Source organism: Xanthomonas sp. CFBP 8445 (assembly GCF_025666235.1).
Classification (GTDB): Bacteria; Pseudomonadota; Gammaproteobacteria; order Xanthomonadales; family Xanthomonadaceae; genus Xanthomonas_A; species Xanthomonas_A indica.
Map to the genome: position 1 here is coordinate 495402 of NZ_CP102594.1, position 22559 is coordinate 517960.

Sequence of the window (22559 nt, forward strand, 5' to 3'; positions counted from 1 at the left end):
GCAAAACTGTCCGCCGGCCGTCATCCGCGGCCGCAGACGCCACGGCTATGGTCGCCGCGCCGACCGAGAGGACCGCCGATGCGCGCGCTGCTTCGTTCCCCGGCCATCGCGGTGGCGCTGCTGGCCTGCACGCTCGCGCTGGCCCTGCTGGGTGCCCGCGGGATCTGGGACGCCGACGAAGGCCGTTACACCAATGTCGCGCTGAACATGCTGCACAGCGGCGACTGGCTCACGCCACGGCGCAGCGAGGACGTGGCGCACTGGACCAAGCCGCCGCTGACCTACTGGGCGATCGCCGCCAGCGTCGCCGCCTTCGGGCCATCGCCGTGGGCGGCGCGCTTGCCGTCGGCGCTGGCCTACCTGCTGTGCGTGCTGCTGGTCTGGCGCCTGGCCGCGCGGCTGTTCCCCGAGCGGCCCACGCTGCCGGCGCAGGCGGCACTGCTCTACGCCACCATGCTGGCGCCGTTCGGCGCGGCGCAATGGATATCCACCGACTTCCTGCTCGCCGCCTGCGAGACCCTGGCGGTGTGGGCCTTCGTCGAAGCACGTGCGCACTCGCCCGGGCAGGGCAAGCGCTGGATCGCGGCGATGTGGGCCGGCTTCGCCCTGGCGTTCATGACCAAGGGGCCGCCCGGGTTGCTGCCGTTGCCGGCGCTGCTGCTGTTCAACGCGGTGACGCCGGGGCCGCCGCGGCGCGCGCTGCAACTCTCCGGCATCGCGCTGTTCACGGTGCTGGCGCTGCCCTGGTACCTGGCGGTGATCCATGGCCATCCCGGCTTGCTGCAGTACTTCGTCGGCGACGAGGTGGTCAAGCGCGTGGCCAGCGATGCGTTCGGGCGCAACGCGCAGTGGTATGGCTGGGCGGTGGCGTATGCGCCGATCCTGGTCCTGGGCACGCTGCCGTGGACGCCGGCGTTGGCGCGCTGGGCCTGGCAACTGCCGCGGCAGTTGCGGCAGTGGTGGCGCACACCGGCGCTGCGCCTGCAGCAGGCCGCGCCGCTGCTGCTGACCCTGTGGCTGCTGCTGCCGCTGCTGGTGCTATGCCTGTCGCGCTCGCGGCTGCCGCTGTACGTGCTGCCGCTGTTCGTGCCGCTGGCGTTGCTGGCGGCGTGGCAGCGTGAGCAGGAGGGGCGCGCGCCGTGGCGCTGGCCGTGGCTGCTGGGCTGGTGCGGGCTGCTGCTGGCGCTCGCGCTGGCGCTGGCGCTGCTGCCCACGCACAAGGATGCCGGCGCCTGGGCGCAGGCGATCGCCCAGCGCGCCGGCACGCCGGTGCGCGAGGTGGTGTTCGTCGAGGACATGGCGCGCTACGGCCTGCGTCTGGAACTGGGCGCGCAGGTGCGCAAGATCCGCCTGGACCCGTTGTCCGACACGCCGCGCTTCGGTCCCGAGTACGACGCGGACCTGTCCACGGTCTTGCGGCAGCCGCGCACCGGCCGCGTGTGGGTGTGCAAGGACGTGGCCTGGCCGCAGGTGGCCGCGCGCATCGCCGCGCAGGGCGCACAGGCGCAGGCGCTGGGTCCGCCCTACCGGGGCCGGGTGCTGTTCCGGGTGCTGCCCGGCTCAGTCGCCGCGGCGGCGGATCGGGATCGCTGACAGCGGCACCGCGGCGATCTCGCCGCCGCCTTCGCGGATCGGCGCGCCCGGCGGTGGCGCCCAGGCGTGCGCGTAGATCACTTCCCAGGTGCTGGGCAGGGTGCCGTCGGCACCGCGCAGCGGCTCGTAGGCGGCGGTGGCGGCGGCGAACCGGCCGCGGCCGGTGAGGGTGTGGCGGCGCGCCTGCAGCGCGTTGGTGGCCCCGATCGCGCGCAGTTCGCGCATCAGCGCGGCGAGGTCCGGATAGGTCAGGTTGAACACGTCGCGGTCCAGCACCGGATCGCGGAAGCCGGACAGCATCAACGCATCGCCGAACTGCGCGATCGGCGCGAAGCGGCTCACGTGCGGCGTGGTCTGGTCGGCCTGGGCGAAGGCCTCGCGCAACTCGATCAGCGTGTCCGGGCCGAAGCTGGAGCACAGCAACAGGCCGCCGGGGCGCAGCACGCGGCGGAACCCGGCGAACACCGCCGGCAGGTCCTCGACCCACTGCAGGCACAGGTTGCTGAAGATCACATCGACGCTGTGCTCGGCCAGCGGCAGCGCGCGCGCGTCGGCGCAGACCCGCCCGAACGGCTTCCACCAGCCGGCCTGGCGCTTGGCCTGCTGCAGCATCGGCAGGGCCTGGTCGAGCGCGATCACCTGCGCGCGCGGCCAGCGCTTCTTCATCGCCGCGGCGGCGTGCGCCGGACCGCTGCCCACGTCCAGCACCACCTGCGGCACGCGGTCGCCGAGGTAGTCCAGCGATTCCAGCAAGCGCCCCTGCACCTCGCGCTGCAGCGCCGCGGCGGCGTCGTAACTGGCGGCGGCACGCGCGAACGCGCGGCGGATGTGCTGGGAGTCGAACGCGGAAGGATCCATCCGCGCATTATCGCCGCCTGCGTCGCGCCGCGGCCAGCGGTGGCGCGGATCACCGCGTTGCGCACTTCGCGCTGATCAAGCGGCGCGATCGCCGTTATGTACTCCCAATCCCGAATCCAGCCGGTTCCTTATCGCCGCCTTTCCCTCGCGGCCAGCGTGGCCCGCAGATCATCATGTTCAGCGCCTCGCCCGACCAAGCGGAGCGCCCGCGGCTGTGCATCCCGACTCCCGAATCCCCAATCCCGGCTCCTCAGAACGTCCCCGGATAGCTCCCGCCATCCAGCAACAGGTTCTGCCCGCTCAGGTAGCCGGCCTGCGCGCTGCACAGGAAGGCGCAGGCCGCGCCGAACTCCTCCGCAGTGCCGAAGCGCCCGGCCGGAATCTGCCGGCGCTTGCGTTCGGCCAGGTCGGCGGGATCGACACCCTCGCGCTGCGCGGCGTGGGCGATGTTGCCGCGCAGGCGGTCGGTGTCGAACTGCCCGGGCAGCAGGTTGTTGATGGTGACGTTGTGCGCCACCGTGCGCCGCGCCAGCCCCGCGACGAAGCCGGTGAGGCCGGCGCGCGCGCCGTTGGACAGGCCCAGGCTGTCGATCGGCGCCTTCACCGCGGCCGAGGTGATGTTGACGATGCGGCCGAAGCCGCGCGCCTGCATCGCATCGACGGTGGCGCGGATCAGCGCGATCGGCGCCAGCATGTTGGCGTCGAGCGCGCGCAGCCAGTCCTCGCGTTCCCAGTCGCGGAAATCGCCCGGCGGCGGCCCACCGGCATTGTTGATCCGGATGTCGACCTGTGGGCAGGCGGCCAGTGCGGCGGCGCGTCCTGCCTCGGTGGTGATGTCCGCGGCCACGGCAACCACCTCGCCACCGCCGTGCAGCGCACGCAGTTGCGCAGCGGCCGCATCCAGCCCGGCCTGGCCGCGCGCCACGATCGCCACATGCACGCCCTCGCGCGCCAGCGCCTGCGCGCAACCCAGTCCCAGCCCCTTGCTCGCGGCGCACACCAGCGCCCACTTGCCGGCGATTCCCAGGTCCATGCTTGCACTCCGGTTCGAAAGAGACGCGATGATCGGACATCGCCGCGGCGGCGGCCAGCGGAGCGGCGTGAAATAGAGGATGCGTGCCGTACAGGTACAGGCGGGAGCGGCGTTGCGGCGACGCGTTTGGTGCCATGCGTCGCGACTGAAGTCGCTCCCACAGGGGGGGGGAGTTTCCGTCATCCGAGAGCGTGTGTGTGCCGATGAAAAAGATGATCGGCTGTCATCACTGCAGCGCTGTTGCGCGCCGCACACGTGATCACGCGTAGGAGCGGCTTCAGCCGCGACCCGATGCAGCATGCGTGTCGCGGCTGAAGCCGCTCCTACGAGACGTGATCGTTGGCGATCTGATGACCACGCCGGCGGGCGCAGGATGTCGGTTGTCCATTGATGCGCGGGCGTGGCGGAAGCCTGTGCCTGCATGGTGCTGCGTGCTGCGATGTGGGAGCGACTTCAGTCGCGACGCGATTGGCCGACCGGCGCGATTGAAGTCGCTCCTACAGCGGAGCTACCTATCGCTTCCCGCGAGTGGGTGATCCAGGCGGACCACGCGGATCATCGCCGCTGCAACGTGGCCCCTGGCGCCGCGTAACGGGGCGCGCGTAGGAGCGGCTTCAGCCGCGACCCGATGCAGCAGGCGTGCCGCGGCTGAAGCCGCTCCTACGACAGCACGCCGAAGCGCGGCGGCAGATCGCAGGCTTCCGCGGCCGCGGCGCGCCTGCAGGAAGGAGGGTGCGACACATGGCAGCACGAACCAGGGACTCGCGGAACGCGCGGCGCGGCGTCGCTAGTCCAGCGTCCCCAGGAATGCACGCAGCGCCTCGGCGACGGTGTCGGCATGGCCGAGGAACGGGGCGTGGCCGCCGCCGGCGACGATCAGCGCGCGCGCATTCGGCGCCAGTGTCGCGGCGGCCTCCATGCCCGTGGGCGGGACCAGGCGGTCGCGCTGGCCGCCGATCCACAGGCTGGGCACGCGCAGGCCGGGCAGAGCGCGGCGCAGGTCGGTGCGTTCCAGCAGGGTCAGGCCGTCCTGCAGCACGTGCGGGTCGGGTGCGCCGCGGGCGTCGAGCGCTTCGCGCAGGGTGCGCAGTTCGGCGCGCGCGTGCGCCGAGCCGAGCGTGTCCAGCGCCAGGAAGCGTTCGAGGGTGCCGCGGTAGTCCTCGGCGAGGTCGTGGCCGAACTGTTCGAATACCTGTGGCTCCACGGCGTGCGGCCAGTCGCTGCCGCGCACGAAGCGCGGCGTCGCCGCGAGCATCGCCAGCCCGCGCACCTGCGGTTGCGTGGCGGCGGCATGCAGCGCGAACAGCCCGCCCAGCGACCAGCCCAGCCACACCGCCGGCGGCGTGGCCGCGGCGATCGCGCTGACCACATGCGGCAGCGCCAGCGGCGTGTCGTCGCCGCGGCTGTGGCCGTGCCCGGGCAGGTCCACCAGGTGCAGGCGGTACTGCGCCGACAGGCGCTCCACCAGCGGCGCGAAGATGCCGCCGTTCAATGCCCAGCCGTGCAGCAGGACCAGATCGGGGCCCTGCCCCAGGGTGTCGATATGCATCGGTATCCGTCGTTGCGAAGGAACAGGAGAGCGGCGTCGGCCGCCGCGTTAGTGCGCCGCGCGCTGCGCCAGTACCTGCGGCAGCAGCAGGCGCCACTGTCGGCGTGGATAGCCGCGGGTGCACCAGGCCGACCAGCGATGCGCGCCGCGGCGCTGCTGGATCGCCGCGCTCAGCCAGTCGGCGTCGATGCCCTGCCAGGCGCCGGCCGGCGTCAGCAGGTTGGGCGCCAGCCGCGGATGCACGTCGTTGCGCAGCATCCGCCACAGCGTGTCGGTGGCGAACGGCGAGGCGGCGAGCACGCCGGCGATGTGCGCGTGGTGCGCGTCGACCGCAGTGTCCAGGTACAGCGCCGACAGCGCCTCCCAGACCTTGCGCCGCGCGGCCAGCGCACCGTCGCTCACGCCGGCAGACCGGGTGGGTGTGCGGTTACGCGATCGCGGGCCAGCGCCAGCGCATCCAGCAGCGCCTGCACCTGCGCCGGCGTGTGCAGCGCCGACAGGGTCACGCGCAGCCGCGACTTGCCTTCCGGCACGGTCGGCGGGCGGATCGCCGAGACCAGATAGCCCGCCTGTTCCAGTGCCGCAGACCATGCCAGCGCGGTGCGCTCCTCGCCGCACAGCAGCGGCTGGATCGGCGTGTCCGAGGCCATCAGGTCGAGGCCATGGCGACGTGCGCCGCCACGGAACAGGGCGATCAGTTCGACCAGGCGTTCGCGCCGCCATTGGTCGCGCCGCGCCAGCTTGACCGCAGCCAGCGACGCGGCGGCCTGCGCCGGCGGCAGCGCGGTGGTGTACAGATACGGTCGCGCGGTTTCGGCCAGATGCCGGACCAGCGCCGCATCGCCGACCACCGCCGCGCCGTAGCCGCCCAGCGCCTTGCCCAGGGTCACCAGTTGCAGCGGCACGTCGTCGACACCCAGGCCGGCCTCGGCGACGCTGCCGCGCCCCTGCGGGCCGACCACGCCGACGCCGTGCGCGTCGTCCACGTACAGCAGCGCCTGTTGCGTGCGCGCCACCAGCGCCAGCGAGCGCAGCGGGGCAACGTCGCCGTCCATGCTGAACACGCCATCGGTGGCCAGCATCGCCGCGCCGTCGGCAGCGTGCTTGAGCTGGCGCATCGCGCCTTCGGCATCCAGGTGCGGATAGCGGCGCAGGCGGCAGCCGGCCAGGCGGCTGGCGTCGAGCAGGCTGGCGTGGTTGAGCCGGTCCTGCACGCACACGTCCTCTTCCTCGCTCAGCAGCGCCTGCTGTACCGCCAGGTTGGCGATGAAGCCGCTGCCGAACAGCAGCGCCTGCGGATAGCCGAGCCAGTCGGCGATCTCACTTTCCAGCGCCTCGTGCAGCGCGTGGTGGCCGCACACCAGGTGCGAGGCGGTGGCGCCGGCGCCTTCGCGCGCGGCCGCGTCCTGCAGGGCCGCGACCACTTCGAACTGCTGCGCCAGGCCCAGGTAGTCGTTGCTGCAGAAGCCGGTCAGCCAGCGGCCGTCGACTTCCAGGCGCACGCCGTCGCGACGGCCGACGCTGCGGCGCATGCGCAGGCGCCCCTGCGCTTCGCGCAGGGCACGCGCGGACTGGATGCGGTCGTGCAGGTCGGGACGGGCCATGGGTGTGGGACGGGCGTCTGGCGGGCTAGCGTAGCGCGTCCCCGGCCGGGCCGGGCGCCGCCGGCGATGGACGGCCGGATCGGCGGACGGACGCGCGACGTCAGACCAGGGCGGCGGCGATCGTCGGCTTGGCGGTGATGTCCGCATGCACGGTGCCGGGATGGTCGTGCGCGTCGGCGTCGACCATCACCTGCATCGGCCGCAGCCCCAGCCGTGCGAACAGCGCCTGGTCGCGTTCGGTGTCCGGGTTGCCGGTGGTCAGCAGTTTCTCGCCGTAGAAGATCGAGTTGGCGCCGGCGCAGAAGCACAGCGCCTGCAGTTCGTCGCTCATGCTCTCGCGCCCGGCTGACAGCCGCACCATCGCCCGCGGCATCGCGATGCGCGCGACCGCGATCGTGCGGACGAATTCGAACGGATCCAGTTCGACCGTGCCGTGCAGCGGCGTGCCGGCGACCTGCACCAGGCGGTTGATCGGCACCGAATCCGGATGCACCGGCAGGTTGGCCAGCGCCTGCAGCAGGCCGGCGCGCTGGTCGCGCGACTCGCCCATGCCGACGATGCCGCCGCAGCAGGTCTTCAGGCCGGCGTCGCGCACGTGGGTCAGCGTGTCCAGGCGGTCCTGGTACTGGCGGGTGTGGATGATCGAGTCGTAGAAATCCGGCGCGGTGTCCAGATTGTGGTTGTAGTAGTCCAGCCCGGCCGCCTTCAGCGCCTGCGCCTGGGTGCCGTCGAGCATGCCCAGGGTGGCGCAGGTCTCCAGGCCCAGCGCCTTCACCTCGCGGATCATCTCCGCCACCTTCGGGATGTCGCGGTCCTTGGGCGAGCGCCAGGCCGCGCCCATGCAGAACCGCGAGGCGCCGGCGGCCTTGGCCTGGCGCGCCTTGTCCAGCACCGCCTCGGTGCTCATCAGCTTCTGCGCCTCCACGCCGGTGGCGTAGCGCTGCGCCTGCGGGCAGTACGCGCAGTCTTCCGGGCAACCACCGGTCTTCACCGACAGCAGCGTGGACACCTGCACCTGCGCCGGATCGAAGTGTTCGCGGTGCACGGCGCCGGCGCGATGCAGCAGCTCCGGGAACGGCAGATCGAACAGGGCGAGCAATTCCTGGCGTTGCCAGTCGTGTCGGACGACAGCGGACATGGGGGTTTCCTGACGGTCAGCAGCTGGGAAAGCGGGCAGTCTGGTGAGCATGCAAAGTCCTGTCAACTTCACGATGACTGGTTTGGTTGACGGTGGCTGGCGGTGGCTGCAGCGCCGCCTGCTGCCGGAACGCTGCCTGGTCTGCGCCGAGCCGGGCGTGCAGGCCCTGGACCTGTGTGCGGCCTGTCGCGATGGCGTGCCCTGGAACGCGGCGGCCTGCTGCCGCTGTGCGCTGCCGTTGCCGGCCCTGGATGCCGAGCAGGCCTGCGGCGCGTGCCAGCGTCGGCCGCCACCGCTGGAGCGGGTCGCCAGCGCCTGCGTGTACGCCGCGCCGGTCGATGGCCTGTTGCGCCGCTTCAAGTTCCACCAGGACCTGGCCGCCGGCCGACTGCTCGCCGCGCTGTTGCAGGCACGCTGCGCGGCCTTGCCGCGGCCGCAGGCGCTGCTGCCAGTGCCGCTGCATCCGGCGCGCTTGCGCCGGCGGGGCTACGACCAGGCGCTGGAACTGGCGAAGCCACTGGCGCGCGCGCTGGACGTGCCGCTGTGCCTGGACCTGCAGCGGGTGCGGGCGACCGCGGCACAATCCGAACTGGACGCCCGCGCGCGCCGGCGCAATCTGCGCGGCGCGTTCGCGGTGCCGACCTCGGCCGCGTTGCCGGCGCATGTGGCCCTGATCGACGACGTGATGACCACCGGCGCGACCCTCCACGCCGCGGCAAAGGCGCTGCGCCGTGCCGGCGTCGAACGGGTCGATGCGTGGGTGGTGGCGCGGGTGCCGTGACGCTGGACCCGCTGCACCTGCGCCGCCTGGTGGACCCGTGCCTGTCGCGTGGCCTGGCGGCCAGGATGCTGCTTCGTGCCGCCGAAGCGGACTGCCGAACCGCGTCGGTGTCAGTCGGCGCGCAACGCCAGCGCGGCGGCGATGCCGACGAAGATCGCCAGGCCGACCCAGTTGTTGTGCAGGAAGGCGCGGAAGCACGCGGCGCGTTCGCGGTGGCGGGCCATGCGGAACTCCGCGGCGACCAGCAGCGCCGCCACGCCCAGGCCGGCCCAGTACCACACGCCCAGGTCCGCGCGGTGGCCGACGAAACCGAGGGCGACGAACATCAGCGCGTACAGCACGCCCTGGATGACCAGATCCAGTTCGCCGAACAGGATCGCGGTGGACTTGGAGCCGGCGCGCAGGTCGTCCTCGCGATCGACCATCGCATACCAGGTGTCGTAGGCGGTGGACCAGAGGATGTTGACCGCGTACAGCAGCCAGCCCAGTGCCGGCACCTCGCCGCGCACGGCGGCGAAGGCCATCGGGATGCCCCAGCCGAAGGCCATGCCCAGGTAGACCTGCGGCAGGTAGGTGTAGCGCTTCAGGTAGGGATAGCTGGCGGCCAGCAACAGCCCGACCACGCTCAGGCCGATGGTCAGCGCGTTCATCGTCAGCACCAGCGCGAACGCGACCAGCATCAGCACCGCGAACACCGCCAGCGCCTCGCGGCCGCTGACCGCGCCGGTGGCCAGCGGCCGGCTGCGGGTGCGCTCGACCTGCGGATCCAGCCAGCGGTCGGCGTAGTCGTTGATCACGCAGCCGGCCGAGCGGGTCAGCCACACCCCGGCGGTGAACACGAACAGGGTCCACAGCGGCGGCACCCCATCGGCGGCCAGCCACAGCGCCCACCAGGTCGGCCACAGCAGCAGCAGCGCGCCGATCGGCCGGTCGCCGCGCAGCAGTTTCCAGTACTGGCCCAGGCGCGCGCGCGGCGGCAGCGCGGCAGGCGTTTCGTAGCGTTCGTAAGCCATCGCGCAAGGGTAGCAGCCGCGTGGCGTGGGCGGCGCGTCGCGATGTCGTGGCGGTGGCCTGCGCTGCTACGCAGGGCTGGCGATGGCGTGAGATGCCTTGGTGGTGGGTCTTCGCCACCCCGGAAGACCAAGCGGGGCGCCCCGGTATGCCCTGCCGCGTCGGCAGCCGGGGGGAGCCGCGGGGCGGAGCCTGTCTGGCGGTAGGCGCAAGCCCGCCGCGCCGCACGATGTCGGCAGGCAGTGCGGACGGGGGAGACGCGGCCGACGAATGCCGTTAGAATGCGCGTCCGTTGCGCCCGTAGCTCAGCCGGATAGAGTAGTGGCTTCCGAAGCCATTGGTCGGGGGTTCGAATCCCTCCGGGCGCGCCATCCAGTCCTTCCCCCCTGCTTCCTGCGCATCGTCATTCCGACGATCGCGTGCCCGGGACAGACCCGCTGGCGCCGCAGTTATCGTATGCGCATGCCTGTGCCCATCTTCCCTGTTTTTGCTCTCGTGCTTGCCTGTGCTGCCGCCTGCTGCGGCGCAGATGCCGGCACAACCGGCCCGCGCCGGCGCATCGGGCACGCTGCGCAGATCCACGCTCGGACATGACCATTCCACGTACTGCCAGTCCACGCACCGCGTTGCCCAAACCCGCGGTGCGCCTGCTCGGTGCGGACGATGCGCTGGCCTATCTGCGGGTAGGCGAAGGCGCGCCGGTGCTGCTGGTGCACGGGGCATTGTGCGACTACCGCTATTGGGCGCCGCAGGTGCGCGGGCTGGCCGACCGCTTCCAGCTCAGTGCGCTGAGCCTGGGCCAGTACTACCCGCGGCTGCCGTCGGCGTCGCGGCATGTATTCGGCTGGCGCTGGCATGCGCAGCAGCTCGCCGCCTTCATCGCCGAGGAAGCGCGGCCGGTGCATCTGGTCGGGCACTCCCGTGGCGCCGCCGTCGCCTGGCAGGCGGCGCTGCTGCGGCGCGACGCTATCGCCAGCCTGACCCTGTTCGATCCGGGCGGCCCGCAACCGCAGGGCCTGCCGGCCGAGGTGCAGGCGGTCCGCGCGCAGGCGATCGCGTTGCTCCAAGGCGGCCAGATCGAGGCCGGCCTGGAATGCTTCGTCGACTCGGTCAGCCAGCGCGGCGCCTGGGCGCGCAGCAGCGCGAGCTTTCGGCAGATGGTGCGCGACAACGCGCAGACCCTGGTGCCGCAGATCGCCGACGCGCTGCCGGCGTACCGGCCAGAGCAGGCCGCCACGCTGGCGATGCCGGTGTTGCTGGTCGCCGGCGAACGCAGCCCGGCGCAGTACCGCGACAACGCTGCCGCCCTGGCGGCGTGGTTGCCGCAGGCGCGTCACGAGGTGCTGGCCGGGGCGTCGCACGGCATGACCTTCACCCATGCCAGGCGGTGCAATGCCCTGCTCGCCGATTGGGTGGACGCTGCGGCGAGGAGTTGAGCGCGGACGGCGGAGTGCCGCGCTCATCGGGCGCGACCGCGCAGAGAAACAAAGCGGTGCATGCGCCGGCTGCGGCTTGACGTCACCCTGCCAGGCGACGTGCTCCGGGCGCTGTGGAACCCACGGCGCTCGCCGCCGCCTCCCCACGATCCAGTTGCCGGTAGCCGATGGCCTCGGTCAGGTGTGCGGTGGCGATGGCATCGCTGGCGTCCAGGTCGGCGATGGTGCGTGCCACGCGCAAGATGCGGTGCAGCGAGCGCGCCGACAGCCGCAGGCGCTCGATCGCATGTTCCAGCAGCGCCTCGTCGCGCGGCTGCAGGCGGCAGTCGCGCAGGGTCTCGCTGTGGCCGAGCTGGCCGTTGGGGCGGCCGGCGCGTGCCTGCTGGCGTTGCCGCGCCTGCTCCACGCGCTCGCGCACGGCGGCGCTGGTTTCGCCGGGCGGCGCATCGGCACGCAGTGCCTGTGGCGGCAGCCGCGGCACGTCCACATGCAGGTCGATGCGGTCCAGCAGTGGGCCGGAGATGCGCGCGCGATAGCGCCGCACCGCGTCCTCGCTGCAGCGGCAGCGGCCGCTGGGGTCGCCGGCCCAGCCGCAGGGGCAAGGGTTCATCGCCGCCACCAACTGGAAGCGCGCAGGAAACTCGGCACTGCGCGCCGCGCGCGACACGGTCACCTGGCCCGACTCCAGCGGCTCGCGCAGCACTTCCAGCGCGTGGCGGTTCCACTCGGGCAACTCGTCCAGGAACAGCACGCCGTGGTGCGCCAGCGAGATTTCGCCGGGACGCGGATGGGTGCCGCCACCGACCAGCGACACCGCGCTGGCGGTGTGATGCGGCGCCCGGTAGGGGCGTTGCCGCCAGCGCGCCGGATCCACGCCGCGGCCGCTGACCGAGGCGATGGCTGCGCTCTCCAGCGCCTCGGCTTCGCTGGCCTCGGGCAGGATGCCGGGCAGGCGCGAGGCCAGCAGGGTCTTGCCGCAGCCGGGGCTGCCGATCAGCAGCAGGTGGTGATGTCCGGCCGCGGCGATCTCCAGGGCGCGCCGCGCCTGCGCCTGGCCGCGCACGTCACTCAGGTCGGGAAAGGGCGCGGCGACGGCCGGCGGCGCCGTCGCCGCGGGCAGGGTCTTGCTGCCGTTGAGCAATCCGCAGACCTCGAGCAGGGTGCGCGCGGTGAACGCCTGCACGTGTTGCGCCAGCGCGGCCTCGGCGCCGTTGTCGGCCGGCACGATCAGGGTGCGCCCGGCCTGGGCGGCGGCCAGCGCGGCCGGCAGGACGCCGTCGACTGGGCGCAGTTCGCCGGTCAGGGCCAGTTCGCCGAGGAATTCGTACTGGCCGAGCACCTGCGGGTCGAGCTGGCCGGCGGCGGCGAGGATGCCCAGCGCGATCGGCAGATCGAAGCGGCCACCCTCCTTGGGCAGGTCCGCCGGGGCCAGGTTGACGGTGATCCGCCGTGCCGGGAATTCGTACTGCGCGCAGAGCAGGGCGGCGCGTACGCGATCGCGCGATTCGCGCACCGCTGCCTCGGGCAGGCCGACGATCTGCGTGGCCGGCAGGCCGCCGGAGAGATGGACTTCGACCCGAACCGGAGGCGCAAGCACCCCCGCGCGGGCACGGCTGTGCACCAGCGCCAGGCTCATGGTGGCGGGTGGATCAGGGGTTGGTGTTGGGCGCTTGCCCGCTGCGTGCCGCTTCCAGCGCGGCGACGCTGCGCTCCAGCGCCTCGAGCTTCTCGCGGGTGCGCAGCAGCACCGCGCGCTGCACTTCGAACTCCTCGCGGGTGACCAGGTCGAGCTTGCCCAGCCCGGCCTGCAGCGCGCTCTTGAAGGTGCTCTGCAGTTCGTCGCGGGACTGGCGCAGGCCCGGTGGCACCAGGTCGCTGAGGCGGCGGGCGAGGTCGTCGAGATGGTTGAGATCGATCATGGCTGTGCTCCGGCAGGTGGCGTCAGACTGCGGTATCCGGCGGGTCGGCACCATCGGGATCGGACGCGGCGCGCTGTCGGAAAATTCCGGCGTTGGGGGCGCGTGGCCATTGAACCCGACGGCCGTCGATCGCGCAACCGCGCTATCCTGAGGCCATTGTGATTGGAGAACGCCGCATGAAGATGATCATGGCCGTGATCAAGCCGTTCAAGCTCGACGACGTGCGCGAAGCGCTCGCCGCGCAGGGCGTGGCCGGCATCACCGTCACCGAGGTCAAGGGCTTCGGCCGGCAGAAGGGCCACACCGAGCTGTACCGCGGCGCCGAGTACGTGGTCGATTTCCTGCCAAAGGTGAAGCTGGAAGTGGCGGTCAGCGAGGAGCAGGTGGAGCGCGTGGTCGAGGCCATCGTCAAGGCCGCCGCCACCGGCAAGATCGGCGACGGCAAGGTGTTCGTCTACGACCTGGGCACGGTGGTACGGATCCGCACCGGCGAACTGGACGCAGACGCGCTGTAACGCGGTCACCGCGGCTGCATCGGCGTGGCATGGATGCGTTGCAGGAGCGGCTTCAGCCGCGACGGCGTGTTCCTGTGACGCCTGTTGCGGCTGAAGCCGCGCCTATCGGCGTGGGGTTCGTGCCTGCCGGAGTCTGCCGCCAGCGTGGTGGGCCAGCCGGATAGGCCGAGCACGCTTGCGCCAGGTGCCGGTTCAGATGCCGTCGTAGCCGCGGCGAATGAGTTGATACGGGACCTGGCCGAGACTCGAGGACCGGGGTAGCGCCTGCGATCCGCGGCATCGGCGCACGTCGAGCGCGCCGATGCCGAAGAGGACCGGGGCTTAGCCGCCCAGTGCCTCGGCCACGAACGGCGGCAGCACCTGGGTGCCGGTGTGCAGGTGCGCGCTGTAGTAGCGGGTGGCGAATGGCTTGGCCGCGGCGTCGGCCTGGCGGAAGTCGAAGCCGCCCTGCTTGCGCGCCATGGTCACGCTCCACCAGCCGGTCGGGTAGCACGGCTGCGGGAACGGCACGGTGTGGAAGCTCGCAAAGCCGGCCTTGCCCATTTCCGCACGCATTTCCTTGATCAGGTCCAGCAGCGCCAGCGGCGATTCGGACTGCTGCACCAGGATGCCGTCGTCCTTCAGCGCCTTGAAGCAGCTTTCGTAGAACGCCTTGTTGAACAGGCCTTCGGCCGGGCCGACCGGGTCGGTGGAGTCGACGATGACGATGTCCACGCTGCCGGCCGGGCAGTTGGCCATGTAGGCCACGCCGTCGTCGAACAGCAACTCGGCGCGCGGGTCGTTGTTGGAGTCGCACAGTTCCGGGAAATACTTCTCGGCCATGCGCGTGACCTGCTCGTCGATGTCGCACTGGGTGGCGCTTTCCACGCCCGGGTGCTTGAGCACTTCGCGCAGGGTGCCGCAGTCGCCGCCACCGATGATCACCACGCGCTTGGGCGCGGCGTGGGTGAACAGCGCCGGGTGGCTGATCATCTCGTGGTAGAAGAAGTTGTCGCGCGTGGTCAGCATCACCGCGCCGTCGATCACCATCAGCTTGCCCCAGTCGGTGGTGTCGTAGATCTCGATCTTCTGGAACGGCGACTGCACCTCGTCCAGCTTGCCGGTGATGCGGTAGCCGATGGCCGAGCCGGTGGGCTGGAAGTGTTCGATGTACCAGTTGTCGTTGGCGCTCATGCAGATGTCCTAGGAAAGCAAGAAAAGAAGCGATGATTCCTTCTCCCCCCGGGAGAAGGTGGCGCGTAGCGCCGGATGAGGGTCGGGCGCAGCCTAGTGGAGCCAAGCCACGCGACGCTGTTACCGTACCTCTCCGGATGAGGGCTAGGCGCAGAGCACGCCAGGCGCCCGCGAACCCGGCCCGGCTCCGGCAGGAGCCGAGGGCGTCGGAACGGCGCGGATTGTAACGGACCCCACGCGTAGCAGGGGTTACAATCCACGCCCTTTTTCCGTCAGCCGAGCCGCCACGATGAGCGATTGGTCCCTCGACCAAGCCCGCAAGACCTACTCGATCCCGCATTGGGCCGACGGGTATTTCGACGTGGACGCGGCCGGCCGGCTGGTCGTTCGGCCGCAGGGCGCCGACGGCGTGGCGATCGCGCTGCCGGAGGTGGTGGACGCCGCGCGCGCGGCCGGCGCCAAGCTGCCGATGCTGGTGCGTTTCCCCGACATCCTCGGCGAGCGCCTGGGCAAGCTGCAGGCCGCGTTCGCGCAGGCCCAGGCCGATTGGGACTACGCCGGCGGCTACACCGCGGTGTACCCGATCAAGGTCAACCAGCACCGCGGCGTGGCCGGTACCCTGGCCAGCCACCAGGGCGAGGGCTTCGGCCTGGAGGCGGGCAGCAAGCCGGAACTGATGGCGGTGCTGGCGCTGTCGCGTCCGGGCGGGCTGATCGTGTGCAACGGCTACAAGGACCGCGAATACATCCGCCTGGCGCTGATCGGGCGCAAGCTCGGTTTGCAGACCTTCATCGTCATCGAGAAGCCGTCGGAGCTGAAGCTGGTGCTGGAGGAGGCGCGCGCGCTGGACGTGAAGCCGGGCCTGGGCGTGCGCATGCGCCTGGCCTCGCTGGGCGCGGGCAAGTGGCAGAACAGCGGTGGCGACAAGGCCAAGTTCGGGCTGTCGCCGCGGCAGGTGCTGGACCTGTGGAAGACCCTGCGCGACACCGAGTACGCCGACGCGCTGAACCTGCTGCACTTCCACATGGGCTCGCAGATCTCCAACGTGCGCGACATCGCCAACGGCATGCGCGAGGCCACCCGCTATTTCGTCGAGCTGTCCAAGCTGGGCGCGAAGATCAGCCACGTCGACGTCGGCGGCGGCCTGGGCATCGACTACGAAGGCACCCGCTCGCGCAGCTACTGCTCGATCAACTACGGCCTGCATTCCTACGCCAGCAACATCGTGCAGCCGCTGGCCAGCGCCTGCGAGGAACACGGCCTGGCGCCGCCGCGCATCGTCACCGAGTGCGGGCGCGCGATGACCGCGCACCACGCGGTGCTGATCGCCAACGTGTCCGAGGTGGAGCAGGCGCCGGAAGGCCGCGTGCCCGACGCGCACGACGACGAGCCGGCGGCGATCCGCCACCTGCGCGAGATCCATGCCGAACTGGACCAGCGCCCGGCGGTGGAGCTGTTCCAGGAAGCGCAGCATTTCCACGCCGAAGGCCTCAGCGGCTACGCGCTGGGCCAGATCGACCTGACCCATCGCGCGCGCATCGACGACCTGTTCTATGCCATCGCCCACGGCGTGCGCGCGCGGTTGAGCCACGAGGAAAAGAGCCACCGCCCGGTGCTGGACGAACTCAACGAGCGCCTGGTCGACAAGTACTTCGTCAACTTCAGCGTGTTCGAATCGATTCCCGACGTGTGGGCGATCGACCAGGTGTTCCCGATCGTGCCGATCGAGCGCCTGAACGAGGCGCCGGCGCGGCGCGGCGTGGTCTGCGACATGACCTGCGATTCCGACGGCATGGTCAAGACCTACGTCGAGAACGAAAGCCTGGACAGCTCGCTGCCGCTGCACGCGCTGCGCCCGGGCGAAAGCTACCGCATCGGCTTCTTCCTGGTCGGCGCCTACCAGGAAATCCTCGGCGACATCCACAACCTGTTCGGCGACACCGACGCGGTGGAAGTGGCGGTGGACGGCGACGGCTACCGCATCGCCCAGCAGCGGCGAGGCGACACCACCGACGTGATGCTGGACTACGTGGGCTACCGCCTGGACGACCTGCGCGCCGCCTACGCCGAGCGTGTGGCCGCCGCGCAGTTGCCGGCCGCGCAGGCGACGGAACTGGCCGACGCGCTCGAGGCCGGCCTGACCGGCTACACCTACCTGTCGGACGAGCCGCTGGGCTGACGGCGCGCGACTGACGCCAGCGCCGGCATCCGCCAGTAAGCCCCTCTCCCCCGGGAGAGGGGTTGGGGTGAGGGTGCGCGCGTGCACGCAGCCTGGAGGTCAGAGGTCGCCGCTTGGCGCCGCGGCGACGTCTCACAGGCGCGATCGCACCGGCGCCGGTGGACGGCCACCGCCGCAAACGCCAGCACAGCCAGTAAGCTGCGCGCTTCCCACCGTCACCTCAATGCGATGCGCTCTCCCGGCCTCGACCTGCAGCGCGCCATCGCCATCGTCTGGGTGATGCTGTTCCACTCCTTCGTGGTCGGCGGGCTGGGGCCGGATTGGGAGTGGCTCTCGCGCGATGGCTGGATGGGCGTGGACCTGTTCTTCGTGCTCAGCGGCTTTTTGATCGGCGGTCAGGTGCTGGCGCCGCTGGCCCGCGGCGAACGGCTGCGCTGCGGCGAGTTCTATCGCCGCCGCGCCTACCGCATCCTGCCGGCGTACGCGGTGGTGCTGGCGCTGTACCTAGCCTGGCCCGGCTTCCGCGAAGCGCCGGGGATCGCGCCGTGGTGGCTGTTCGCCAGCTTCACCCTCAACCTGGGCATCGAGTACGCCAACCAGCAGGCGTTCTCGCATGCCTGGTCGCTGTGCGTGGAGGAGCACTTCTACCTGGTGTTTCCGCTGTTGGCGGCGTGGATGCTGCGGCGGCCGTCGGCGCGCGTTTCGTGGCGCTGTGCGTGGCCGTGGTGCTGGGCGGCATCGCCCTGCGCCGCGCCATCTGGCTGCACGACAGCACGCTGGATCGCATTGGCGCCGGGCTGCAGCGCAACTGGTTCGTCGAGGATCTCTACTACCCGACCTGGAACCGCCTGTACGGCCTGCTGGCCGGCGTGGCGCTGGCGGTGCTGAAGACCTTCCGGCCGCGGCACTGGCAGCGGCTGCAGCGCCACGCCAGCGCCGTGGCGCTTGCCGGGATCGCGGTCTGCGCGCTGGCGATGTGGCTGTTCCGCGACCGCACCGGCCTGCTCGGCAATGCGATCGGCTGGCCGGTGCTGTCGCTGGGGCTGGCGCTGCTGGTCGGCGCCGGCGCCGCCACGCAAGGGTGGCTGGGGCGTTGCCGGGTGCCGGGCGTGGCCTGGCTGGCCGCGGTGTCCTACAGCCTGTACCTGAGCCACAAGGCCGTATTCCATCTGACCCAGGTGTGGTTCGGCGCGCAACTGGACGGGCGCGGGCCGCTCGCCTTCGCCGTCTATGCCGGCATGGCGCTGCTGTTCGCGGCCGTCCTGCACTACGCGGTGGAGTGGCCGTTCCTGCGCCTGCGCGAGCGGCGCAGCGCTCCTGTCGCGGCGGCGGCGCGGGGCTGAAAGCGCGGGGTGCGACCCGCGCGCTACAGCTCTATGGCGCTGCCACGGATCGTGCTAGCGTGCGCGCCTTCATGGACGATAAGGGGAATACGATGCAGACGATCACACGCCGTGGCTGGGTCCTGCTGCTGAGCTGTGGACTGGCCGCCGCCGGCCAGAGTGCTGCGCAGATGCGCACCTCGCCGACCGTGGACAGCACGCCGAAGATCCGCGAGACCTCGCCCAGCCTGCCGTTCGACAAGGCGGCGGCCGAAGCCGCGCTGGCCAAGGGCCATGCGACCATCACCGGCGTGGCCTGCGCCTACCACGACAACCGCCTGTTCCTGGCCGACAACCGCCAGGTGATGCTGTTCCCGGCGACGCCGTACTTCGAGGAATGGGTCGCGCTGCGCAAGAAGTCCGATCGCAGCAAGGAGTCGGTGCTGATGTCCGACCAGGCCTTCAACACGCGGGTCGAAACCAAGACCGACGCCACCGGCGCGTTCCAGTTCACCGACATGCTGCCGGGCCGCTACATCGTGGTGGTGCCGTTCCAGTTCGACCAGGCCAAGTCGCGCAACGTGTACGCGGGCACCAGCTACGCCGGTTCCATCGAGGTGGAGCATTACGACCGCCAGGACTATGCGGTGGCGCGCAACGACGAGCTGTTCAAGGACGTGGAAGTGAAGAGCGACGGCAGCACCGTCAAGACCGCGGTCACCGGCGGCGCCAACATGTTCTCCGGTGGCGGCGGCCTGATCGCCAAGATGATGCCCTGCAAGGGCGGCAAGTAAGCGCGCGCCGCCTCACCCCTCCGCGGCCAGCGCCGCATGCGCCGCCTGCAGGCGCTGTTGCAGGATCTCCGCCAGCCGTGCCACTGCCGGCGGCGGCGTGGCGACCGCGCGATGCAGGTTCAGTCCCAGCGCCGGCAGCGTCGGCAGGCCGCCGGCGCCGGGCGCCAGCAGGGCCAGCCCGGGCGGCACGCCGGCCGGGGTGCGCAGGGTGATGCCCAATCCGGCGCGCACGGCCGCCCATACGCCGCCGAGGCTGGCGCTGGTGAAGGCGATGCGCCACGGGATGCCGGCGCGGTCCAGGGCCGTGGTCGCGGCCGTGCGCAGCAGGCAGGGCGCTTCCAGCATCACCAGCGGCAGCGGCGCTGCGCCGCTCCAGGTGGCCATGGCGGGTAGGCCGCTACGCTCGCCAGCGGCGATCCAGCGCAGCGGCCACGCCGATTGCGCCTGCCGGTGCGCCGAGGCCGCACCGGACTCCCAGGCCAGGGCCAGGTCCAGTTGTCCGGCCTCCACCCGCGCCAGCAGCTCCTGGTGGCGGGCGATGCGCGCTTCGATCCGCACCTGCGGGTGGGCGCGGGCAAAACGCCCCAGCACGTCCGGCAGCATGTGCTCGCCGAAGTCCTCCTGCAGCCCCAGCCGCACCCAGCCCTGCAGCGCCGGGTCCTGCAGCGCCACCACCGCCTCGTCGTTGAGTTCGAGCAGGCGCCGCGCGTAGCCCAGCAAGGCTTCGCCGGCCTCGGTCAGGGCCAGGCCGCGGCCCTGGCGGCGCAGCACCGGCTGCCCGGCCTGCTCCTCCAGCTTCTTCAGCTGCGCGCTGATCGCCGAGGTGGAACGCCCGCGGCGGTCGGCCGCCTTGGCGAAGCTGCCCAGTTCCACGCCGGCGACGAAGCTGCGCAGCGCGTCGAGGTCGAAGGTGGTGGGGCGCATCGGTCGATCCTGGTTTTCCGGATGGTCGTTTCGATATTTTCCGATTTTTCGGAAAATCCTGCGCGACTAGGCTGTGCCCGTTCCCATGCGAGGCCTGCCCGATGTCCGACCCATCCACGCCGTTTCCCTCCCCGCAGGCCGCGTTCGGTGACATTGCGCCGGCCTTTGCCCGGCTGACCGACGAGGTGCTGTTCGACGAGGTGTGGCAGCGCCCCGGCCTGCCGCCGCGCGAACGCAGCCTGGTCACGGTGGCCGCGCTGGTTGCGCTGTATCGGCTGGAGCAACTGCCGTTTCACCTGGGGCGCGCGCTGGACAACGGCCTGGACCGCGAGGCGTTGGCCGAAGCCATCACCCACCTGGCCTTCTACGCCGGTTGGCCGTGTGCGGCGTCGGCGCTGCCTTTGCTGCGTGCCGCCGTCGCGGCACGGTCGGCCACGACGGAGGCACGCTGATGCCGTACGCCCGCATCTCGCTGCTGCGCGGCAACCCGCCCGAATGCCTGCGCGCGCTGTCGGCCAGCCTCTACCAGGCCATGCACGAGGCGTTCGAGGTGCCGGCCGGCGACTGCTTCCAGGTCATCCACCAGCACGACGCGGACGAACTGGTGTTCGACCGCCACTACCTGGGCGGGCCGCGCTCGGAGGGCTTCGTGCTGATCGCCATCACCGCCGGCCGCCAACGCAGCGCCACCTGCAAGCAGGCGTTCTACCGGCGCCTGGTCGAGCTGCTGGCGATCGCGCCGGGGATCGCGCCGGAGGACGTGATGGTCACCATCGTCACCACCGACGCGCAGGACTGGTCCTTCGGTGGCGGCCGCGCCGGCATCGCGGCCAGCGGAGCACCGGCATGATCGCCATGCAGTACAGCATCGCGTTGCCGGCGGACTACGACATGGCGATCATCCGCCGCCGCATCGCCGACAAGGGGCCGTTGCTCGATACGCTGCCGGGGTTGCAGTTCAAGGCCTACCTGGTTGCCGATCGCGCCGATCCGCTCCTGCCAAGCGGGCAGAACCTGTACGCGCCGTTCTACCTGTGGCGCGATGCGGCGGCGATGCACGCGTTCCTCGTCGGCCCCGCCTTCGCCGCGCTATGCGAGGCGTTCGGCCGACCGGCGGTGCAGTCGTGGATGGTCGGGACGGCGTCGACGTCGGCGGCGCTGCGCACGGCGCGCTATGCCACCCGCGCGCTTCAGGCACCGTCGCGCGCCGTGGGCAGCGACTCCGACGACGTGCATGCGCCTGACGCACGCGTGCTGGCCACGGTGCGCGGCTATGAACCGCAGGGATGGACGCGGCTGCGTTTCGAGCTGTGGCGCGATCTGCCGCCGGCGGACGACGAGGCGCAGCGCTATGCGGTACATCACCTCAGCGCCCCTGGCGTGATCGACGCAGCCGGGTGAGCCGGCGGCGTCGCGCGCTCAGTACATGTTCTTCTTGTAGTCGGCCTGCAGCCCCTTGCGGACCACGCCGGGCACCGAGACCGCCGCGCGCATCAGCGTGGCCTGGGCGCCGCGCGCGCCGCTGAGCCGGACGTGGTCGCGGAAGATCGCCGGCGGGTCCAGGTCGTGCGCGATGGCGGCGGGCGGCCAGGCGTCGAAGCGGCCCAGCGCGGGGCTGCGCGTCTCTTCGAGGAGCGCCGGCAGCACCCGCACCGCCAGATGCGGAACGCGTCCATCGACGGCGAGCGCGCTGCGGATCGCCGCGTCGGGGCTGGGGCGGGCCAGCCCTTCGATGCGGACGCAGCGCGCGCTGCCCGGGCGCAGCGCGAGCAGGGCGATCTGCGGCCGCGCCAGCAGATTGCCCAGGCTGTCGACGCGCCGATTGCCCGGCCGGTCGGCGAACCACCAGGCGTCGCGATGCGCCTGCAGCAAGGCTCCGGCGCGATCGCCGCGCGGGCTGACATCGACGCGGCCCTCGGCATCGGCGGTGGCCAGCACCAGCAGCTGGCAGCTGGCGAGAAATCCCGCCACCGCCTCCGCTGGCGTGGCGTCGGTCGGTGTCTCGGCACGCCACCAGTCGGCGCGGAGCAGGGCCTTGGCGCAGTGCAGATAGCACTCCTCGACGGCGACGAACAGGCGCGTGCCGTCGTCGCCGGCGATGCGGCCATTGATCCGCAGGGTCTCGCCCAAACCGGGTACCAGGAACAGCGACCCGAAGCCGGCGCCGACCTGCGGATGCGCCGTGTCCAGCGCCTGCAGCGGGATCGACAGCAGGTGCGGAGTGTCGGCGCGCGCGAAGCCGGGCGCGCCACTGCCTGCGCTCAACGCCAGGCGCTGGCCGGCGACGCCGGCGAACAGCAGCGGGCTGGCGGCCAGCCAGCGCAGCGCATGCGCGTCCAGATGGTCGATCACCTTCATGTCGCGCGGGCCGGGCAGGCGCCCCACGCAGTCCTGCAGCTGCGCTGCGTCGGTGACGAAGTCGGTCATCGCGGCGCCTCCGGGAAGCGAAACACCACGCGGTCGAACGGAGAGGGAGAGAGCATCGCAAGGCACTCCTGTGAACGAGCGGGAGGCTTGCGCGAAGGCTGGCGACGTCTGGAAACGTACCACAGCGTGGCTGACGCCGCGTCCAGCGACCTTACGGTCGCTCTTGGCCAGGCAAGACCGCGACAGGGGCACCTCCCATCTCCCCGGGGACGTGTCCTGTAGGAGCGGCTTCAGCCGCGATGGGCGTTCCGGGTGAAGCCGTCGCGGCTGAAGCTGCGCCTACGCAGCACGCCGTGACGGATG

General features: G+C 71.5%; 21 protein-coding genes, 1 tRNA gene and 1 pseudogene. 11 read left to right on the forward strand and 12 right to left on the reverse strand.

What is annotated here, in order from left to right:
• The first annotated feature begins 78 nt into the window (after positions 1-78).
• Positions 79-1593 carry an ArnT family glycosyltransferase gene (locus tag NUG21_RS02250; RefSeq protein ID WP_263392154.1) on the forward strand — a complete coding sequence of 505 codons (1515 nt, stop codon included), beginning with the start codon at positions 79-81 and terminating at the stop codon, positions 1591-1593.
• On the opposite strand, the gene bioC is transcribed toward NUG21_RS02250, so the two are convergent.
• The 6 genes from bioC to bioB form a co-directional block, all read right to left on the reverse strand.
• Positions 1561-2451: a malonyl-ACP O-methyltransferase BioC gene (bioC, locus tag NUG21_RS02255; protein ID WP_160946732.1), complete on the reverse strand. Its 891-nt coding sequence runs from the start codon at positions 2449-2451 to the stop codon at positions 1561-1563. The two genes, NUG21_RS02250 and bioC, sit on opposite strands and share 33 nt — an antisense overlap.
• A 250-nt stretch (positions 2452-2701) precedes the next feature.
• Positions 2702-3484: an SDR family oxidoreductase gene (locus NUG21_RS02260; protein ID WP_263392155.1), complete on the reverse strand. Its 783-nt coding sequence runs from the start codon at positions 3482-3484 to the stop codon at positions 2702-2704.
• Between the two features lie 787 nt (positions 3485-4271).
• Positions 4272-5033: a pimeloyl-ACP methyl ester esterase BioH gene (bioH, locus tag NUG21_RS02265; RefSeq protein ID WP_263392156.1), complete on the reverse strand. Its 762-nt coding sequence runs from the start codon at positions 5031-5033 to the stop codon at positions 4272-4274.
• A 48-nt stretch (positions 5034-5081) separates the two neighbouring features.
• Positions 5082-5435 (reverse strand): DUF7079 family protein, encoded by a 354-nt coding sequence (locus NUG21_RS02270; RefSeq protein WP_263392157.1) that lies wholly within the window; start codon positions 5433-5435, stop codon positions 5082-5084.
• Positions 5432-6637 (reverse strand): 8-amino-7-oxononanoate synthase, encoded by a 1206-nt coding sequence (bioF, locus tag NUG21_RS02275; protein ID WP_263392158.1) that lies wholly within the window; start codon positions 6635-6637, stop codon positions 5432-5434. Before bioF ends, NUG21_RS02270 begins: the two co-directional genes overlap by 4 nt.
• A 100-nt stretch (positions 6638-6737) precedes the next feature.
• The gene (gene bioB, locus NUG21_RS02280) at positions 6738-7775 is read right to left on the reverse strand and encodes a biotin synthase BioB (RefSeq protein ID WP_263392159.1); all 1038 of its coding nucleotides are present in this window, start codon (positions 7773-7775) and stop codon (positions 6738-6740) included.
• 73 nt (positions 7776-7848) lie between these two features.
• On the opposite strand from bioB, the gene NUG21_RS02285 reads away from it, so the two are divergent.
• Positions 7849-8556 carry a ComF family protein gene (locus NUG21_RS02285; protein WP_263392160.1) on the forward strand — a complete coding sequence of 236 codons (708 nt, stop codon included), beginning with the start codon at positions 7849-7851 and terminating at the stop codon, positions 8554-8556.
• A gap of 110 nt (positions 8557-8666) precedes the next feature.
• Here NUG21_RS02285 and ubiA read toward each other — a convergent pair whose 3' ends face one another.
• Positions 8667-9569: a 4-hydroxybenzoate octaprenyltransferase gene (gene ubiA / locus NUG21_RS02290; protein WP_263392161.1), complete on the reverse strand. Its 903-nt coding sequence runs from the start codon at positions 9567-9569 to the stop codon at positions 8667-8669.
• 292 nt (positions 9570-9861) lie between these two features.
• Here ubiA and NUG21_RS02295 point away from each other — a divergent pair.
• Both NUG21_RS02295 and NUG21_RS02300 read left to right on the forward strand, forming a co-directional pair.
• Positions 9862-9938: transfer RNA gene (locus NUG21_RS02295), tRNA-Arg, on the forward strand.
• A 219-nt stretch (positions 9939-10157) separates the two neighbouring features.
• Positions 10158-11003: an alpha/beta fold hydrolase gene (locus NUG21_RS02300; RefSeq protein ID WP_263392162.1), complete on the forward strand. Its 846-nt coding sequence runs from the start codon at positions 10158-10160 to the stop codon at positions 11001-11003.
• An 82-nt stretch (positions 11004-11085) separates the two neighbouring features.
• On the opposite strand, the gene NUG21_RS02305 is transcribed toward NUG21_RS02300, so the two are convergent.
• Both NUG21_RS02305 and NUG21_RS02310 read right to left on the reverse strand, forming a co-directional pair.
• Positions 11086-12639: a YifB family Mg chelatase-like AAA ATPase gene (locus tag NUG21_RS02305; RefSeq protein WP_160946724.1), complete on the reverse strand. Its 1554-nt coding sequence runs from the start codon at positions 12637-12639 to the stop codon at positions 11086-11088.
• A gap of 13 nt (positions 12640-12652) precedes the next feature.
• A complete protein-coding gene (locus NUG21_RS02310; RefSeq protein ID WP_019796600.1) occupies positions 12653-12922 on the reverse strand; it encodes a ubiquinone biosynthesis accessory factor UbiK in 270 nt (89 codons plus the stop codon).
• Between the two features lie 176 nt (positions 12923-13098).
• On the opposite strand from NUG21_RS02310, the gene NUG21_RS02315 reads away from it, so the two are divergent.
• Entirely contained in the window at positions 13099-13437 is a 339-nt protein-coding gene (locus tag NUG21_RS02315) for a P-II family nitrogen regulator (RefSeq protein WP_160946722.1), read from the forward strand.
• 321 nt (positions 13438-13758) lie between these two features.
• On the opposite strand, the gene speE is transcribed toward NUG21_RS02315, so the two are convergent.
• Positions 13759-14610 carry a polyamine aminopropyltransferase gene (gene speE / locus NUG21_RS02320; protein ID WP_263392163.1) on the reverse strand — a complete coding sequence of 284 codons (852 nt, stop codon included), beginning with the start codon at positions 14608-14610 and terminating at the stop codon, positions 13759-13761.
• 289 nt (positions 14611-14899) lie between these two features.
• Between speE and speA the strand changes: the two genes are divergently transcribed.
• The 3 genes and pseudogenes from speA (at position 14900) to NUG21_RS02335 (ending at position 18905) form a co-directional block, all read left to right on the forward strand.
• Positions 14900-16789, forward strand: a complete 1890-nt coding sequence (gene speA, locus NUG21_RS02325; RefSeq protein WP_160946720.1) for an arginine decarboxylase — start codon at positions 14900-14902, stop codon at positions 16787-16789.
• Positions 16790-17017: 228 nt separating this feature from the next.
• Positions 17018-18132 (forward strand): annotated as a pseudogene (locus NUG21_RS02330) (acyltransferase).
• 92 nt (positions 18133-18224) lie between these two features.
• A complete protein-coding gene (locus NUG21_RS02335; protein WP_263392164.1) occupies positions 18225-18905 on the forward strand; it encodes a carboxypeptidase-like regulatory domain-containing protein in 681 nt (226 codons plus the stop codon).
• A 12-nt stretch (positions 18906-18917) separates the two neighbouring features.
• On the opposite strand, the gene NUG21_RS02340 is transcribed toward NUG21_RS02335, so the two are convergent.
• Positions 18918-19829 carry a LysR substrate-binding domain-containing protein gene (locus NUG21_RS02340; RefSeq protein WP_160946717.1) on the reverse strand — a complete coding sequence of 304 codons (912 nt, stop codon included), beginning with the start codon at positions 19827-19829 and terminating at the stop codon, positions 18918-18920.
• A 101-nt stretch (positions 19830-19930) separates the two neighbouring features.
• Here NUG21_RS02340 and NUG21_RS02345 point away from each other — a divergent pair, with 101 nt between their 5' ends.
• Genes NUG21_RS02345 through NUG21_RS02355 form a run of 3 tightly spaced genes read left to right on the forward strand, consistent with a single transcriptional unit; the run spans position 19931 to position 21230 of the window.
• Positions 19931-20281 carry a carboxymuconolactone decarboxylase family protein gene (locus NUG21_RS02345; RefSeq protein WP_263392165.1) on the forward strand — a complete coding sequence of 117 codons (351 nt, stop codon included), beginning with the start codon at positions 19931-19933 and terminating at the stop codon, positions 20279-20281.
• Positions 20281-20679, forward strand: coding sequence for a tautomerase family protein (locus NUG21_RS02350; protein ID WP_263392166.1), 399 nt, complete (start codon positions 20281-20283; stop codon positions 20677-20679). Before NUG21_RS02345 ends, NUG21_RS02350 begins: the two co-directional genes overlap by 1 nt.
• Complete coding sequence (locus NUG21_RS02355; protein WP_263392167.1) at positions 20676-21230, forward strand: DUF4865 family protein; 555 nt, start codon at positions 20676-20678, stop codon at positions 21228-21230. Before NUG21_RS02350 ends, NUG21_RS02355 begins: the two co-directional genes overlap by 4 nt.
• 18 nt (positions 21231-21248) lie before the next feature.
• Here the strand turns inward: NUG21_RS02355 and NUG21_RS02360 are convergent, their stop codons facing one another.
• Entirely contained in the window at positions 21249-22256 is a 1008-nt protein-coding gene (locus NUG21_RS02360; RefSeq protein ID WP_263392168.1) for a pyridoxamine 5'-phosphate oxidase family protein, read from the reverse strand.
• Between the last annotated feature and the right edge of the window lie 303 nt (positions 22257-22559).